Here is a 15,110-nt window from a genome sequence, read left to right as displayed (position 1 = left end):
GGTTACGGCACACGCACCTGCTAGTGAGTGCGCTCATTTTGCTGCCGTTTTCGCAAAGCCATGCCGACGAAGCCGAAGATGCCATCGTCAGCACTCCACAAGAGACGCCTTGTTCTCAGCGCTATGCCTTGGCGGAAGCCCCGAGCCTGGCACCCACCGAAGACGCTTACCACGCCATTCGCCAGGCGTTTGACACCACCCGGCACTGGGGTACCGAAGAGAACGTGGAGCGCTTGGCGTCCCAGGATACCGGCCTCGATGAAGCTGGACTGCGTGTTCACTATCCTGCTGGCAGCTCTTCACCCGGTGACGAGCCTCTTGGCGGGGCCGGCTTCTACAGCGATCCGTATTCGCTCGAGGGGGCCGAGCGCGCCTGTCTGAGCTACAAGGTGCGCTTTCCTTCCGGCTTCGATTTCGTGAAGGGCGGCAAATTGCCGGGGCTGTATGGCGGTGACGCCCCCTCCGGCGGCGATAGCGTCGATGGCGAGCACGGTTTCTCCATGCGCCTGATGTGGCGCGAAGAGGGGCAAGGCGAGCTCTACCCTTACGTGGTCGGCTTCGAGGGAGACTCGGTCGGACGTGGCATGTGGCATTACCCGGCAGGCTCCTGGGTTACCATCGAACAGGAACTCCTGCTCAACGACCCCCATCGGGAGAACGGTATCGCCCGGATCTGGATAGACGGTCAGCCTGTGCTGGAACAGAGGAACATTGTCTTTCGTACCACACCGGATATCACCATTGACGGTTTGATGTTTTCCACTTTCTTTGGTGGCACGGGAGAAGGCTGGCGCACGCCCCGCGACCAGTATGTGGATTTTGCCGACTTCCGTTTCTATACCTCAAGATCTTGAGCGCAAGTACCAACGCTTTCGGAGCAATAACGATCATGCCTCTTGCCTCAGCGAAAGGACTTTCCGCCCGGTTTGTGCTTGCCTTGCCCATTGCCTTGATGGCCCTGGCCAGCACTGACCTATCGGCTAATGTGGACCTGGACGAGACGCTCTCAAATGAGGGGCGGCAAAATCTTGACCTTTCCGACTATCGTGTCACTGATACGAATGCCAGCTATTTTGACGTAGAAGCGCGCATCGCCCTGCTCGAGCGAACCGATAGCAGTATCTTGCTTCAGCTCAGAGACAAGTTCTCGATGGGCCCCAGCTGCCGTCAAAAGACCAATTCGGAGCCCATCACGACCCGGGGCGCGATACCCGGTTTCTATCCCGACCGCATAGCCTGGGAGCTCGCAACCGGGCCACTATTCGCTTTCGAGGATAGCGTATCGGACCTGGCCGGCTCTTTCGTGGCCAGTGGCGATATTTACTATGGCGAATGCCTGGTGCATTACTTGTCTCGCTGGGCCGAGGCCGAGGCCATGACGGACTTTGTCTACGAACCGGCGCAACCGCAAGCCTGGTTCGCCTCCGAGTCGATGCTGTTCGCAGCGGCCATGGCTTACTCTATCGTGCGCCCTTTCATCGACGGCCTCGAGGAAGAACGGGCCGACATCGAGCAGTGGTTGCAACGCCTGGCTCTGGAGCACTCGGCAGTGCCGGGGGTTGCGCAGCAGAGCTGTTGTAATAACCATTTATATCGTCGCGCGCTCTACGCCACCATGATTGGCGTGCTGGTCGAAGACAATGACCTGTTTCGTTTTGGTGTCGGTGCAATTTACTCGGCCCTGCACGACATGACCGAGGAAGGCGCCCTACCCCTCGAGGTGAATCGCGGACGACGCGCTATCCATTACCAGAACTACGCCCTCAGTTACCTCATCCCCAATATGCAGATCATTCATCGCCAAGGCTATGACATCTTCGACCTGGAGTATGAGAACAGCAACATCCACGAAGGCGTCGACTACCTGTTCGAGATTCTCGACGACCCTGAGGCCTTGGGCGATTACGCGCCACGCGAACAGTACACCGGTTTTCTGCGTGACCCACAATACTTTACATGGATGGAAATCTACCTGTCTCACTTCGATCATCAAGGCATGGCCGACCTCATCACTCGGGCACGACCCACCTACAGTCGCAGCGCGGGGGGCCCTGTCACTCTTTACTTCATGGACCCCGATGCCCAAGCGAACATCCGCATGGACGACCAGCGCCAGGAAACCGAAGCCTTTCAGGGCCTGGACAGCTGAATCGTCACCGCGCCACACCAGAACAGCAGGGAGCATATGAAAGGGACAACGATCAAGATGCCATTCAGATCCACGCTGCAGCTGAGCGCAGCGCTGACGTTGTCGGCGTGGCTCGCTGGCTGCGCCGTCACTTCTGAACAACCGCCTGCCGGCGAACACACGGGCCCCGTGCCCGCACACTATGCGAGCTGGTTCTCCGGTGGTCCCGAGGCCGATACGGATGGAGCGGACTGGGAGAGAATCAACCTCGCCCAGAAGCGCATCGCCGAGGGCCGTTTTGATGAAGCCATCGCGTACCTCGAGCCCTTGATGGACCGCTATGTGCCACCTGCCTTTTACGAGATGGCCAAGCTCCATGAACAAGGGCTCGGCGTCGAACAAGACTTCACCGAAGCAGCACGCCTGTATGGCGAGGCGATCAACACGCCCTCTTCGACCCGCGGCCATGCTTCGCTCAACCTTGCAAGGCTTTATCTAGAGGGCCGTGGCGTAGAGCGTAGCGACGTGCTTGCTTATTACCTGCTCTGGCAGGCCATGGAAGCCAACCTGGGCCGGACAGCAGAAATCGATCTTGCCAACCTGCTGTCCGAAGGTGGCGAAGGTGTCGAGGCAGACCCTGTCCTTGCCCAAAGGCTTTACGAACAAGCGGCTTCTCAGGACCAGGAACAGGCGCTGCTGGCCCTGGCCCAGGCGTACGCGCCCGGCGGTTGGCTGGAAGAGGATAACTCACAATCGATGGCTTACGCTCAGCATTACGCCATGCGGCTCGAGGCCAGGGCGAGCCAGGGCGATGTCGACGCCATGTTTCAGTTGGCATCGCTCTACTCCCCTGACGGCCTGCTCAGTGACCAGTCCGATCAGCGCATTCAGTGGCTGCAGCAAGCCGCGCAGCTGGGCGACCTGAACGACCGGGCTCGCGCCGGGCAAGCGCTCATCAACGACGGCGAGTACCGGCTGGGTATCTCGCTTCTGGAGGAGCCCGCACGTCAGGGCAATGTCGAGGCGATGACCTACCTCGGCCAGGCACTGTTGACGCCCGGAGGCGACGGTCAACCCCTGGCGCCGGACCGCGCTGAACGGCTGCTGAGCGAGGCCATCCAGGCGGGCTCCAACGATGCTCGGCTGATTCTTGGTCGCGCCCTTGTCGAAGACCAGACAGGCCTTGACGACCTGCCCCGCGGCATCGACCTGCTCGAACAAGCGGCTCGAAATGACGATCCTCTGGCCTTGGCCCAGCTGGGGGCGTTGTTCATGGATGACGAGCGTGTCGAAAGCCGACCGGCCACCGCCGCCGACTATCTGGCGCGCGGCCATGAACTCGGCCACCCCTGGGCGACCGAGCAACTCGGCGGCGCCTATCTGGAAGGCCGGGGCGTGACCAGGGACCCCGAACGAGGCCAGCAACTACTCCTCGAGGCTGCCGAACAGGGCCAGACCGGCGCGATGCGTATGCTCGGCGAGGCCTATCTGTCCGGCGGCGCCCTGCCCTTGCAGCCTGATCGCGGCGAGGAACTGCTGACACGAGCTGCCCAGGCCGGAGACACCACCGCCATGACCAGCCTTGGCGATGCCTATCTGCAAGGCTCGCTGGGGGGCGATCCGTCTCGGGGCGTTGAGCTGCTGACTCAGGCCGCCGAGCAGGGTGATGGCTATGCCATGGTGTTGCTGGGTCGTGCCTATCGAGAAGGAAACGGTGTCAGGCGCGACCTTTACGAGGCCAGGCGGTGGCTGGCCCGGGCGCAAGAGGCAGGACATGCCTCCGCAGCCGATGCGCTCGTCTATGTGCAGCGTGACCTGGGGGCTGAAGGCGATATCGATGCGCTCATTGCCGCCGCCCAAGGCGGGCATCCCAGTGCCATGGCGAATCTGGGTCGCGCCTATCTCGATGGTAATGGGATAGGTCAGGACCAGGCGCAGGCCGAGCGCTGGCTGGAGCAGGCCTATCAGGCAGGCCATGCCGGTGCCGGGGCGCGCCTTGGCCGCATGTATCTTGATCGAGGCGAAAGCGAGCGCGGCATTGCCTACCTGGAAACCGCCGTGTCCAGAGGGCATGCGGGTGCCCGCCAGGACCTGGGGGAAGCCTACTTGACCGGCAGACACGCCGAACAGGATGTGGCGCGCGGCCTTGAACTGCTCAACGCGGCGGCCGCATCCGGCAACCCGCACGCCGCCTACGTGCTGGGCGATGCCTATCAGCACGGCGAAGGGGTCGAACAGGATGCAGAGCTGGCCGAGCGCTGGTATCGACAGGCCAGTGATGCGGGAGCCATCTATGCGCGTGCCGAACTGGGCGTTGCCCTCATGCGCGGCCAAGGCGCTATCAGCCAGGACGTACAGCAAGGCCATGATCTACTCCTGGATGCCGCCAATCGGGGCCATGCTGGTGCCCAGGCTTCGCTTGGCCGTGAATACCTCAACGGAATCAACATCGAGCAGGATACCGAGCGGGGGGCCAGCTACCTCTATGAGGCAGCAAGCCAGGGACACCGCACTGCCCGCCTCGCCTTGGCCAGGGCCTATCTTTTGGCGCGAGGCTTCGAGAATCCCAATCAACAGCAGGCGTTACTGTGGCTCAATAACCTGATCGATAACGAGGGTCAGCTTGCTGTCGAGACGCTGCGCCAACTGCTGACGGATGAGGCCGCGTTTGCCTCCATTGATACTGAACTGGAAACCATCTTTGACGAATGACCCGATGACGTGCTCGCCGAGTCGCCAGAAGTGGCACGGCTCGCGGTTATCTGGCCTCAATCGACCTTTCCCCTGGATCAGTATCATTGCCCAATGAGATTTTCCACACTAGCCGCCCTTTGAGCATGCTCAAAGGGCGGCCGCCTATTCTCCCTCGGCGATTCTAACTGCTAACTGGCCAAACCGTAGCGCCTGCCGGCACAACGAGCGAAGCGCTATCGGGTCTTCGGGTGCCGCCCGGTCAGGGCAACGAAACCGATCAATGCTCCGGCCAATACGGTCGTGGTCAGTACCGGGTGCATCGAGGCATTGCTGTACAGGCTGGTCTTGAAAATATGGCTGGGGTACCGGGCGCGTTCGCGCATATCGGTGGATGGCTCCTGCAGCGCGAAGTGGCGACGATGTTCCGGCTTGTTGGTCTGCTGCTGTCCGACGATCTTCGCCGACATGATCCTGTCCATCAACCGTGGTGCGCAGTGTCCCAGCGCGGCCATGAGCCGCCCGCCCCCACCGACGTACATATCGCGTCGGGGATGTTCGGCGCAGTAAAGGATGCTGCGCGCGACGATGTGAGGTTCGTAGAGCGGTGGTGGCAGCGTCGGCTCCGTGTCCATGACATTGCCGGCGTGTTCGGCGAAGGGCGTGGCGATGCTGGCGGGCTTGATCAACGTGACCGAAACGGGCGCACCGACATGTTCGAGTTCCATGCGCAGGGCGTCGGTGAAGCCTTTTACGGCATGCTTGGCAGCCGAATACATGCCCTGATAGGGAATGGCTTGATCCGAGGCAACCGAGCCGAGGTTGATGATCGCACCGGCATAGCCGTCGCGGTACCTGCCGAAGTAGCGTGCCGCTTCCAGGGAACCATACACGACGCCCCAGTATGTGGTATCGAACAGGCGGTGGTAATCCTTTTCGTCGATATCGAGCAGGTTGCCGAAAAGGGATGCACCGGCATTGTTGATCCAGGTATCGAAACCGCCGAACGTATCGATGGCGGTTTGCGTTATTCTTTGAACTTGAGCTTTATCACCGACATCGACTGCGACATGAACGGCCTCGCCACCGGCAAGGTTGATGTCGTTACAGAGTTCCCGCAACGTATTCTCGTCACGAGCCGCCAGAACCAGGCGTGCGCCATGCTCGGCAGCCATGCGCGCAGTTGCCAGGCCAATGCCCGTGGTGGCGCCTGTGATGATCACGGTCTGGTCGGACAGATCTTTCAAGTGCAGTGCCATTTCGCGCTCCTTGCTTATCGATGCGGTTTTCGTGAAGGGGTTGTTGAGCCTTGATTGCAAGCTCGAACCGTTCTCTCAAGATAATGCTCTACAAGAATTGCAAATTAACCGTGGCGCACCGGGCATGGGCCTGGCTTCAGTGCGAAAAGAGACTCACTTGGCTTACTTTTGACTATGCAGTCGACGCCACGGTTTCAAGCAATGACCGAAGCGAGACAATAGCGTCTGCAGGAAAGTAAATATGACGCATGAGTCGCCGGAACTCATACCATAAACCATTGCTTCGCGGGACCAAATACCTGGGCGTAACTTCAATAAAGGTTACTTTTTGAATATCGCGCAAGATATTGAAGGCAGGGGTACAAGGGTTAGTTTTACCATGAAATGAATAATTGAAACCTGAAGGTGGGCCAACAAACGCGTTAACTCAAGGTCGATATTCAAAGTGGCAGCAGGCGTCAAACTATGCGGGGGCTCTACAACATGAGTACAGCCAGTTCTAGAGCTGGCAAATTCGTAGAGAGGCATGACACGGGAGTAATGGAGCTTGCGCCGATAAAGGACAGTTGTCATTTCGCAGGGTTACTACAAAAGCAGGTCATGTCACGACAAGCCGCAGATCATGTCGTTATGGAGGGAATTCATGCCATGACAGAATGGAAATGACAGAAATGGAGGCGGCCCCAAAAGCCACATCCCGGCACACGCATCCACCACTACCGTTGCTCCCTTCCGGGCCTGGCGGGGTTTGCAGTTTCGCGTTGCGGGAGGACCTAAGGGGCCACCATTGCGACATTCCAGAAACAAGTGCTCTGCGAATGTTGTTTGCTGCGTGATGTGGTGGCTACGCCCTGATTTGAACAGGGGACCCCATCATTATGAGTGATGTGCTCTAACCAGCTGAGCTACGTAGCCTTTCCGACATCAGCGGGTGCAGATTATGCCCGGATCGAGGCCAAAAGGCAAGCCAAAACGGCCTGCCTTTTGTGCTGAACGTCTAAAACCCGGACAATTTCCCCAAGGGCGTTCTCACAGCGCTTGGCGTACAGCGGGCAGCGCTTCGTCGCCCTCCCGGGTCGTTACACCTTCAAGCCAGGCCTCGAGGAGATCATCGCGGTCCTTCAGGTAGGCATTGGCAGCCTCGCGTGGGGCAACGCCGTCATTCATGATGGCGGCCATCAGCTCGTTTTCCATATCGAGGGTAAATGTCATGTTGGTTAAAAGCCTGCCTACGTTGGGGCACTGCTCGATGAAACCGGATCGTGTATTGGTATGCACCGTGGCGCCCCCGAGATCGGGGCCGAAATAATCATCGGCATCGGAGAGATAGGCCATGTCGAAGTTGGTGTTCATGGGATGCGGCTCCCAGCCCAGAAAGACCATCCACTCCTCGTTCGGCACGCGGGTACGCAGCTCGGAGAGCATGCCGGCCTCGCTTGAATCCACCACTTGCCAGTCACCCAAGTCGTAGGCATCGTCCTCGATCATCTGCTCGATCAGCTCATTGCCATCGTTGCCGGCTTCGATACCGTGGATACGGTAGTTGAACGCCTCGGCATTGCCCGCCAAGTCGTTCACCGAGGTCACGCCCGCCTCATAAACATACTGCGGCACGGCCAGGGTGTACTTGGCACCCTCAAGATTGGCCACCAGGCGCACCACATCGCCATCTTCAATGTAAGGATCGCTGATGGACGCCATGGACGGCATCCAGTTGCCCAGGAACACGTCGAAATCATTATTGCGCATGCCGGCGTAGGCAATGGGCACCGATACCGTATCCACCTGCGGCTCATAACCCAGCGCTTCCAGCACTTCGCTGGCCAGTGCGGTAGTCGCGGTAATATCGGTCCAGCCCACCTCGGCAAACCGCACGGTGCTGCATTCATCGGCCAGCGCGGCGGCAGGCAAGACGGTCAGCGCCGCAAAAGCCCCCCATTTAGTGATGTTCGAGTAATGCATCGATCGGCTCCAGGCAAAAAGTGTACGTTCAGCTTAGTCGCTTGTCCGCGCTTCGCTTGTTCGCGTTTTTGTTAATTGAACGTTTAATAAAAAAATGTCACCCTATACAGCTAATCATGCTTAATCGGGAATTTCAAGGCGATACTTTGCCTGAGCATTCGGGTACGCCGATCGATACAGGCCCCTATCAATAAGGCCCTTATCAAAAAGGCCACTATCAACCCCAGCCAACCAACACCAGCAGGAGGTCGTTGTGCCCAAAGTGGGAATGGAGCCCATACGTCGTCAACAGCTCATCGAGGCCACCATGGTCGCGATAGACGAAGTGGGCCTTGCCGAGACGACGGTCGTGCGTATTGCCCGTCATGCGGGCGTGTCATCGGGGATCATCAGCCATTATTTCGGCGGCAAGGACGGTTTGCTCGAAGCCACCATGCGCCAGATCCTGACAGATTTGAACCAGGCGGTCGCCAAGCGGCGTCACGCGCTGAACGAGAACTCAGCAAGAGCGCATATCGGTGCGATCATCGAGGGCAACTTCGATCGCACCCAGGTGGCCGGCCCGGCAGCCAAGACCTGGCTGGCATTCTGGGCCAGCAGCATGCATCGCCCAGCGCTTGCGCGTTTGCAAAACGTCAACGACCGCCGGCTTTATTCCAACCTGTGCCACCAGTTTCGTCGAGTGATGCCTCGCCAGCAGGCGCAAGGCGCCGCCCTTGCCCTTGCCGCCTTGATTGACGGGCTGTGGTTACGAGGCGCACTAGCCCCAAGCGGCCTGGACGTTGATCGCGCCCGGCGCCTGGCACTTGCTCATCTGGACCGGTTACTGGACGTTTCTCCCGCTGGCCTGGCGAACTGACATGCAAAAGGAGTCATTGATGAACGTAAATGACATTCAGCCGCTTTATATCGACGGTCGTTGGGTGAAGGCCACCTCGGGCGATACCTTTAGCGTGGTCAACCCCTTTGACGGACGTACACTGGCCACCGTCGGCCAGGCGAGCCGGCAAGATGTGGATAGCGCCGTCGAGGCCGCCTTGCGAGGCCAGCGCCGGTGGTCGGCGATGACCGGCATGGCGCGTTCGCGGGTGCTGCTTCGCGCCGTGGCGATTCTGCGCGAGCGCAACGAGGAACTCGCCAGGCTCGAAACCCTGAACACCGGCAAGCCGATCAGCGAGACGGCGAACGTGGATATCGTGACCGGCGCCGATGTTCTGGAATACTACGCGGGCCTTGCCCCAGCCATTGAAGGCAGCCAGATACCTCTTCGCGAAAGTGCCTTTATCTATACCCGCCGCGAGCCTCTGGGTGTGATCGGCGCAATTGGCGCATGGAACTATCCGATTCAGATTGCCTGCTGGAAAGCGGCGCCGGCCCTGGCTGCCGGTAACGCAGTGGTGTTCAAACCCAGCGAAGTTACCCCGCTCAGCGCCCTCAAGCTGGCCGAAATATTTACCGAAGCGGGCCTGCCCGATGGCGTATTCAACGTGGTACAGGGGGATGGCCGCGTGGGCGCGATGCTCACCGAGCACCCAGGGATCGCCAAAATCTCGTTCACCGGCGAAGTGGACACCGGTAAAAAGGTCATGGCCACGGCCGGCGGCTCCACCCTTAAAGAGGTCACCATGGAGCTTGGCGGCAAGTCGCCCTTGATCGTCTTCGCCGATGCTGACCTGAACCGCGCCGCCGACGCCGCGATGATGGCGAATTTCTATTCCAGCGGTCAGGTATGTACCAACGGCACCCGGGTGTTTGTCGAACGCAGTATCAAGGAGACGTTTGAAGCCAAGCTTGTCGAGCGCGTCAAACGCATCCGTGCCGGCGACCCGCTGGACCCTGAAGTAAACTTTGGCCCCCTGGTGAGCTTTGAACATCAGGCGAAGGTGCTCGACTACATCACGCTTGGCAAGGAGCAAGGCGCACGGGTGTTGATCGGCGGCGATGCATGGAAGGCCGACATCTTTGCCCAGGGAGCCTGGGCGGCGCCGACGATCTTCACCGACTGTCACGATGATATGCGTATCGTCAAAGAGGAGATTTTCGGCCCGGTGATGTCGGTGCTGACTTTCGACGATGAAGCGGAGGTCATCGAGCGCGCCAACAATACTCCCTATGGGCTTGCTGCGGGCGTTTTCAGTGAACAGCTCAACCGCGCCCACCGGGTGATTCATCAATTGCAAGCAGGTATCTGCTGGGTCAACACCTGGGGCGAATCGTCCTGTGAGATGCCGGTAGGCGGTTACAAGTCGTCAGGAATAGGCCGAGAAAACGGTATCGAGACGCTCAGCCACTATACCCAGACCAAATCCATACAGATCGAGATGGGCCCGTTCGAGTCGGTATTCTAAAAGCCCGGGGCCTGTTACGCGATATGCAAGGGGGAGCCATGTCTGGATTGCGCGAATTCGACTACATCATCATCGGTGCGGGCTCGGCGGGTAACGTGCTGGCTACACGCCTGACCGAAGACAGCGAGGTCAGCGTATTGCTGCTGGAAGCGGGCGGGCCCGATTACCGGCTCGACTTTCGCACTCAGATGCCCGCAGCACTGGCCTTTCCGCTTCAGGGCAAGCGCTATAACTGGGCGTTCGAAACCGACCCCGAGCCCTACATGAACGACCGGCGGATGGAGTGTGGCCGAGGCAAGGGGCTGGGCGGGTCCTCTCTGATCAACGGGATGTGCTATATCCGTGGCAATGCTCTGGACTACGACAACTGGGCCAGGGAGCCAGGGCTTGAAGAGTGGGACTACCTGAGCTGTCTGCCCTACTTCAAGAAGTGTGAAACCCGGGATACTGGCGCGAACGCCTATCACGGTGGCGACGGCCCGGTCAGCGTGACCACTCCCCGACCGGACAACAACCCGCTGTATCGGGTATTCATCGAAGCAGCCAAACAGGCGGGGTATCCTGAAACCAGGGACGTGAACGGCTACCGTCAGGAAGGCTTTGGCCCGATGGACCGTTTCGTGACGCCCAAGGGGCGACGCGCTTCCACCGCTCGCGGGTACCTGGACCTCGCCAGAAAGCGCCATAACCTGACCATCGAAACCCGCGCCCTTACCGATGTCATCGAGTTTGATGACAAGCGCGCCGTGGGCGTTCGCTACCTGCGTAAAGGAGAGCGCCAACGCGTTCTTGCGCGGCGCGAAGTCCTTTTATGCGGTGGTGCGATCGCCTCACCGCACATTCTCCAGCGCTCCGGCGTGGGCGACCCGGCGCTCTTGAAGTCGCTCGGGATCGATTTGGTGCACGCGCTGCCCGGCGTCGGCGAAAATCTGCAGGATCACCTGGAGATGTACATTCAGTACGAATGCAAAGAGCCCATTTCGCTCTACCCGGCTCTGAAGTGGTACAACAAGCCCCGGATCGGTACCCAGTGGCTCTTCAAGGGCACCGGCGTGGGCGCCAGCAACCAGTTTGAAGCCTGCGGCTTTATTCGCTCGCGGGATGAAGAGCCGTGGCCGAATCTTCAGTACCATTTTCTGCCTATTGCCATCAGCTACAACGGCAAGAGCGCGGTCCAGGCCCACGGCTTTCAGGCTCACGTGGGTTCCATGCGCTCGCAAAGCCGTGGACGTATCAGAACCACCTCCACAGACCCCGCCAGGGCGCCGAGTATCCTGTTCAACTACATGTCCCGGGAAAAGGACTGGCTGGAGTTTCGCGATGCGATACGCCTGACCCGCGAAATCATCGATCAGCCGGCATTCGATCGCTACCGCGGGCGTGAAGTGGCGCCGGGGCCTGATATACAAAGTGACGAAGCGCTCGATGCGTTCGTCAAGGAGCACGCCGAAACCGCCTACCACCCTTGCGGAAGCTGTCGCATGGGTGAAGGGGACGACGCCGTGACCGATGCTCAGGGCCGCGTACACGGCGTAGAAGGGCTTCGCGTGGTCGACGCATCGCTTTTCCCGCTGATTCCTACCGGCAACCTCAATGCGCCGACCATCATGCTGGCGGAGAAAATTGCCGATCACATTCGCGGGCGCAAACCGCTACCCCGAGAGCATGTCGACTACTATGTTGCCAACGTTACCAACACTGCCGAGCTCACGAGTGACCCTTACTCGCGTTGTTGAAACACCCACTCATTTGGACGTTCACGCTCGAAACGCCGCTAAGCCTGCGGCGTTTTTTTATCTGCAAGGCCAGGTCTTGGCCTGCTCATAAACTACATTAAGGTGTAACGGGGAAGTACTTGCGCAGGGTGGCGCGAGTCTGCCACTATTCAAACATTCGTTTAAATGCGTGGTAGTTGCCACGCAATGACCACTGATAGTAACAACATGGAGAGGTTCTATGCTCACACTACTACTGATAGTGCTGGCCATTACAGGCTTGCTGGTGGTGATGCGCCGCGAAGCGGGCGCCGCCCCGGCCATTGCCGTACTGGCGGTTCTGGGCCTGGTCGGGCTGGTGTTTGAAGCCCCCGTCACGGGTTTCATTCTGCTGATTGGCGCGTTACTGGTTGCGGTCGCCGGCCTTCAGGGCATCCGCCGGCTCTGGCTGACCCCGCGCATTTTCGCCACGTTCAAGAAAGTCGCTCCCAAGGTGTCCGCCACCGAGCGCACCGCACTGGAAGCCGGCAGCGTTTCCTGGGATGGCCAGCTGTTTTCCGGCAAGCCGGACTGGAATTCGCTCTTGGACTACAAAGACGAAGGTCTTCGTGAAGACGAGCAGGCGTTTCTGGACAACCAGTGCGCCACCGCCGCCGGCATGTGCAACGCCTGGGACATCACCATCGAGCGTGCCGACCTTCCCCAGCAGCTTTGGGACTATCTCAAGAAGGAAGGTTTCTTCGGGATGATCATTCCCAAGGAGTACGGCGGTCTGGGGTTCTCTGCCAAGGCGCAGTCCATGGCACTGCAGAAACTCTCCGCCAATGAAACACTGATGGTGACCGTGGGCGTGCCCAACTCTCTCGGCCCGGGCGAACTTCTGCTCAAGTACGGCACCCAGGAACAGAAGGATCACTACCTGCCCCGCCTGGCGGATGGCCGCGAGATTCCCTGCTTTGGCCTGACCGGCCCGCGGGCCGGGTCGGATGCCACGTCGCTGCCAGATACCGGCGTTGTGTGCAAGCAAACCGTGGATGGCAAGGAAGTTCTCGGCGTTCGCCTGAACTTCGAAAAGCGCTGGATTACCCTGGCCCCCATTGCCACTGTGGTAGGCCTGGCGTTTCGCCTGTTCGACCCCGAAAAGCTGTTGAGCGATGAGGAAGACCGCGGTATCACCCTGGCACTGATTCCTCGCGATACCGACGGCATGGAGATCGGTCGCCGTCACCACCCGATTGGCAGCCCTTTCATGAATGGCCCGGTCAAGGGCATCGATGTCTTCATACCGCTGGATACCATCATCGGCGGCCAGGGCATGATCGGCCAGGGCTGGCGAATGCTGGTGGAGTGTCTTTCGATCGGGCGCTGCATCACCTTGCCCTCCGGTGCCACCGGTACCGCCCGCTACGCGCTTGGCTGGAGCGGCGGGTTCACCCGCGTTCGTCGTCAGTTCAACGTGCCCGTGGCTGAAATGGAAGGCGTGCAGGAGCCACTGGCTCGCATGGCAGCGCTTGGCTATATCGCCCAGGCCGCCGTCTATCAGACGGCCAACCTGATCGACCACGGCGAGAAACCCGCCGTCCCCTCGGCCATTCTGAAAAGCCAGCTCACCGAGTTCCAGCGTGTCATCCTGAGCGATGCCATGGACGTTCACGGGGGCAAGGCGGTAACGCTTGGCCCGCGCAACTATCTGGGCATCGGCTACAGCGCCAACCCGGTGGCGATCACCGTGGAAGGCGCGAATATCATGACGCGTAACCTGATGATCTTCGGCCAGGGGGCGATTCGCTGCCATCCTTATGTGCTCGAAGAGCTTGCCGCCAAGGATGCCAACGACATGAAGGCCTTCGATAAGGCGTTCTTCAAGCACACAGGGCTTATTTTCGGTAACGCAGCGCGTGCCTTCACCCTCGGCCTGGGCCTGGGTAAAGCCAGCGTCCCCTTTGATGCCCCGGCGGCAATCTACGCCCAGGATATCGCCAGGCTCTCGGCAGGCTTTGGCTTGTGCGCCGATGCGGCCATGGCAAGCCTTGGCTCGGCGCTCAAAAAGCGCGAAATGCTTTCGGCGCGTCTGGGCGATGTGCTTTCCAACCTGTATCTGGCCTCCATGGTGCTCAAGCAGTGGCAGGCCAGTGACAAGGTCGAAGGTGAAGAAGCGCTTCTTCACTATAGCTGTCGCTTCTTGCTGCACCGGGCCGAGCAGGCGTTTGTCGAGATCTTCGACAACCTGCCCAATCGGGCGCTTGGCAAGGTGCTCAATGCCGTCGTCATGCCTGCCGGCCGGCGCTGGGATAAACCCCACGACGATTTCGCCCGCGATATTGCCCATCGGGTTTCCACCCACAGCGCATTGCGTACCAAGCTTCTCCACAACACCTGGGACAAGGACGACGGCGAACAGCGCAACCCGCTCGCCCGTTACAACGCCCTGCTGGTGGAGTACGAGCGTGCCGAGAAGATCTATCGCACGGTGAACAAGGCCTACGCCAAAGGTGAACTCCCCCAGACAGCGCTTCATCCGGAAGCCCGCGTGGAAGCTGGCCTGGAAAAAGGCATCGTCAGCCAGGAAGATGCCGAGTTCATGCGCACCTTCGAAGAAGAGGTGCTGGAAATGCTGACCGTGGACGACTTCTCGTTTGCAGAGTTCGCAACCAACAAGTCCACGCTGATCGATCATAACCCCGCCCCCAGGGCGCCGGCGATCAGCGAAGAAGCAAGCATCAAGTAACCCTTTCTGCCTCGTCTTCAAGCCGGCCCACGGGCCGGCTTTTTCGTGTCCGTGGTAAAAGTGGCTTGTCATGAAAGTGGCTTGTCATAAAAGTACGACAAGGCGCTTTTATACTGACTTTCGAATACATGACTTTCGAGTACAGGGGCTTTCAAGCTATCGCCCAGCAGCAGCCAGAGCCGCTAAACGCGTTGAATGTTCGAAAACGATCATCTATAGTTTCGTTATTGAAAATTCACTCCACCCTGCCCCTAGCCTTACGCTCTGGCCCTGACTGGA

9 protein-coding genes, 1 tRNA gene and 1 other RNA gene are annotated in these 15,110 nt (G+C 59.6%); 7 read left to right on the top strand and 4 right to left on the bottom strand.

Annotated features, from left to right (window positions below; all coding sequences use genetic code 11):
- The first annotated feature begins 23 nt into the window (after positions 1-23).
- Genes ACWF8S_RS08120 through ACWF8S_RS08110 form a run of 3 tightly spaced genes read left to right on the top strand, consistent with a single transcriptional unit; the run spans position 24 to position 4,840 of the window.
- Positions 24-854, top strand: a complete 831-nt coding sequence (locus ACWF8S_RS08120; protein WP_447556354.1) for a polysaccharide lyase — start codon at positions 24-26, stop codon at positions 852-854.
- A 35-nt stretch (positions 855-889) separates the two neighbouring features.
- Positions 890-2,149 (top strand): alginate lyase family protein, encoded by a 1,260-nt coding sequence (locus ACWF8S_RS08115; RefSeq protein ID WP_447556353.1) that lies wholly within the window; start codon positions 890-892, stop codon positions 2,147-2,149.
- Positions 2,150-2,185: 36 nt separating this feature from the next.
- On the top strand, positions 2,186-4,840 hold the full coding sequence (locus ACWF8S_RS08110) for a tetratricopeptide repeat protein (protein WP_447556352.1): 2,655 nt from the start codon (positions 2,186-2,188) through the stop codon (positions 4,838-4,840).
- Positions 4,841-5,055: 215 nt separating this feature from the next.
- Here ACWF8S_RS08110 and ACWF8S_RS08105 read toward each other — a convergent pair whose 3' ends face one another.
- The 4 genes from ACWF8S_RS08105 to choX all read right to left on the bottom strand — a co-directional run bounded on the left by ACWF8S_RS08105 (position 5,056) and on the right by choX (position 8,040).
- A complete protein-coding gene (locus ACWF8S_RS08105; RefSeq protein WP_447556351.1) occupies positions 5,056-6,078 on the bottom strand; it encodes an SDR family oxidoreductase in 1,023 nt (340 codons plus the stop codon).
- A 681-nt stretch (positions 6,079-6,759) separates the two neighbouring features.
- An RNA gene (gene ffs / locus ACWF8S_RS08100) (signal recognition particle sRNA small type) lies at positions 6,760-6,856 on the bottom strand.
- A gap of 60 nt (positions 6,857-6,916) precedes the next feature.
- Positions 6,917-6,993 (bottom strand) — tRNA-Met (locus ACWF8S_RS08095).
- Between the two features lie 114 nt (positions 6,994-7,107).
- A complete protein-coding gene (gene choX / locus ACWF8S_RS08090; RefSeq protein WP_447556350.1) occupies positions 7,108-8,040 on the bottom strand; it encodes a choline ABC transporter substrate-binding protein in 933 nt (310 codons plus the stop codon).
- A 253-nt stretch (positions 8,041-8,293) separates the two neighbouring features.
- Between choX and betI the strand changes: the two genes are divergently transcribed.
- The 4 genes from betI (at position 8,294) to ACWF8S_RS08070 (ending at position 14,831) form a co-directional block, all read left to right on the top strand.
- Positions 8,294-8,899: a transcriptional regulator BetI gene (betI, locus tag ACWF8S_RS08085; protein ID WP_447556349.1), complete on the top strand. Its 606-nt coding sequence runs from the start codon at positions 8,294-8,296 to the stop codon at positions 8,897-8,899.
- Between the two features lie 19 nt (positions 8,900-8,918).
- The gene (betB, locus tag ACWF8S_RS08080; protein ID WP_447556347.1) at positions 8,919-10,388 is read left to right on the top strand and encodes a betaine-aldehyde dehydrogenase; all 1,470 of its coding nucleotides are present in this window, start codon (positions 8,919-8,921) and stop codon (positions 10,386-10,388) included.
- A 38-nt stretch (positions 10,389-10,426) separates the two neighbouring features.
- Positions 10,427-12,124: a choline dehydrogenase gene (betA, locus tag ACWF8S_RS08075; protein WP_447556346.1), complete on the top strand. Its 1,698-nt coding sequence runs from the start codon at positions 10,427-10,429 to the stop codon at positions 12,122-12,124.
- Positions 12,125-12,344: 220 nt separating this feature from the next.
- On the top strand, positions 12,345-14,831 hold the full coding sequence (locus ACWF8S_RS08070; RefSeq protein ID WP_447556345.1) for an acyl-CoA dehydrogenase: 2,487 nt from the start codon (positions 12,345-12,347) through the stop codon (positions 14,829-14,831).
- Positions 14,832-15,110 lie beyond the last annotated feature (279 nt).

It is taken from the genome of Vreelandella xerophytica, from assembly GCF_968048975.1.
Note: the sequence above shows the minus strand (reverse complement) of the source record. Positions and strands in the feature narration are given on the sequence as shown.

Excerpts from the sequence above, each read along its gene's own strand:
- ACWF8S_RS08115 (WP_447556353.1), top strand. The coding sequence starts at position 890 with ATGCCTCTTGCCTCAGCGAAAGGACTTTCCGCCCGGTTTGTGCTTGCC.
- ACWF8S_RS08110 (WP_447556352.1), top strand. The coding sequence starts at position 2,186 with ATGAAAGGGACAACGATCAAGATGCCATTCAGATCCACGCTGCAGCTG.
- ACWF8S_RS08105 (WP_447556351.1), bottom strand. The coding sequence starts at position 6,078 with ATGGCACTGCACTTGAAAGATCTGTCCGACCAGACCGTGATCATCACA.
- choX (WP_447556350.1), bottom strand. The coding sequence starts at position 8,040 with ATGCATTACTCGAACATCACTAAATGGGGGGCTTTTGCGGCGCTGACC.
- betB (WP_447556347.1), top strand. The coding sequence starts at position 8,919 with ATGAACGTAAATGACATTCAGCCGCTTTATATCGACGGTCGTTGGGTG.
- betA (WP_447556346.1), top strand. The coding sequence starts at position 10,427 with ATGTCTGGATTGCGCGAATTCGACTACATCATCATCGGTGCGGGCTCG.
- ACWF8S_RS08070 (WP_447556345.1), top strand. The coding sequence starts at position 12,345 with ATGCTCACACTACTACTGATAGTGCTGGCCATTACAGGCTTGCTGGTG.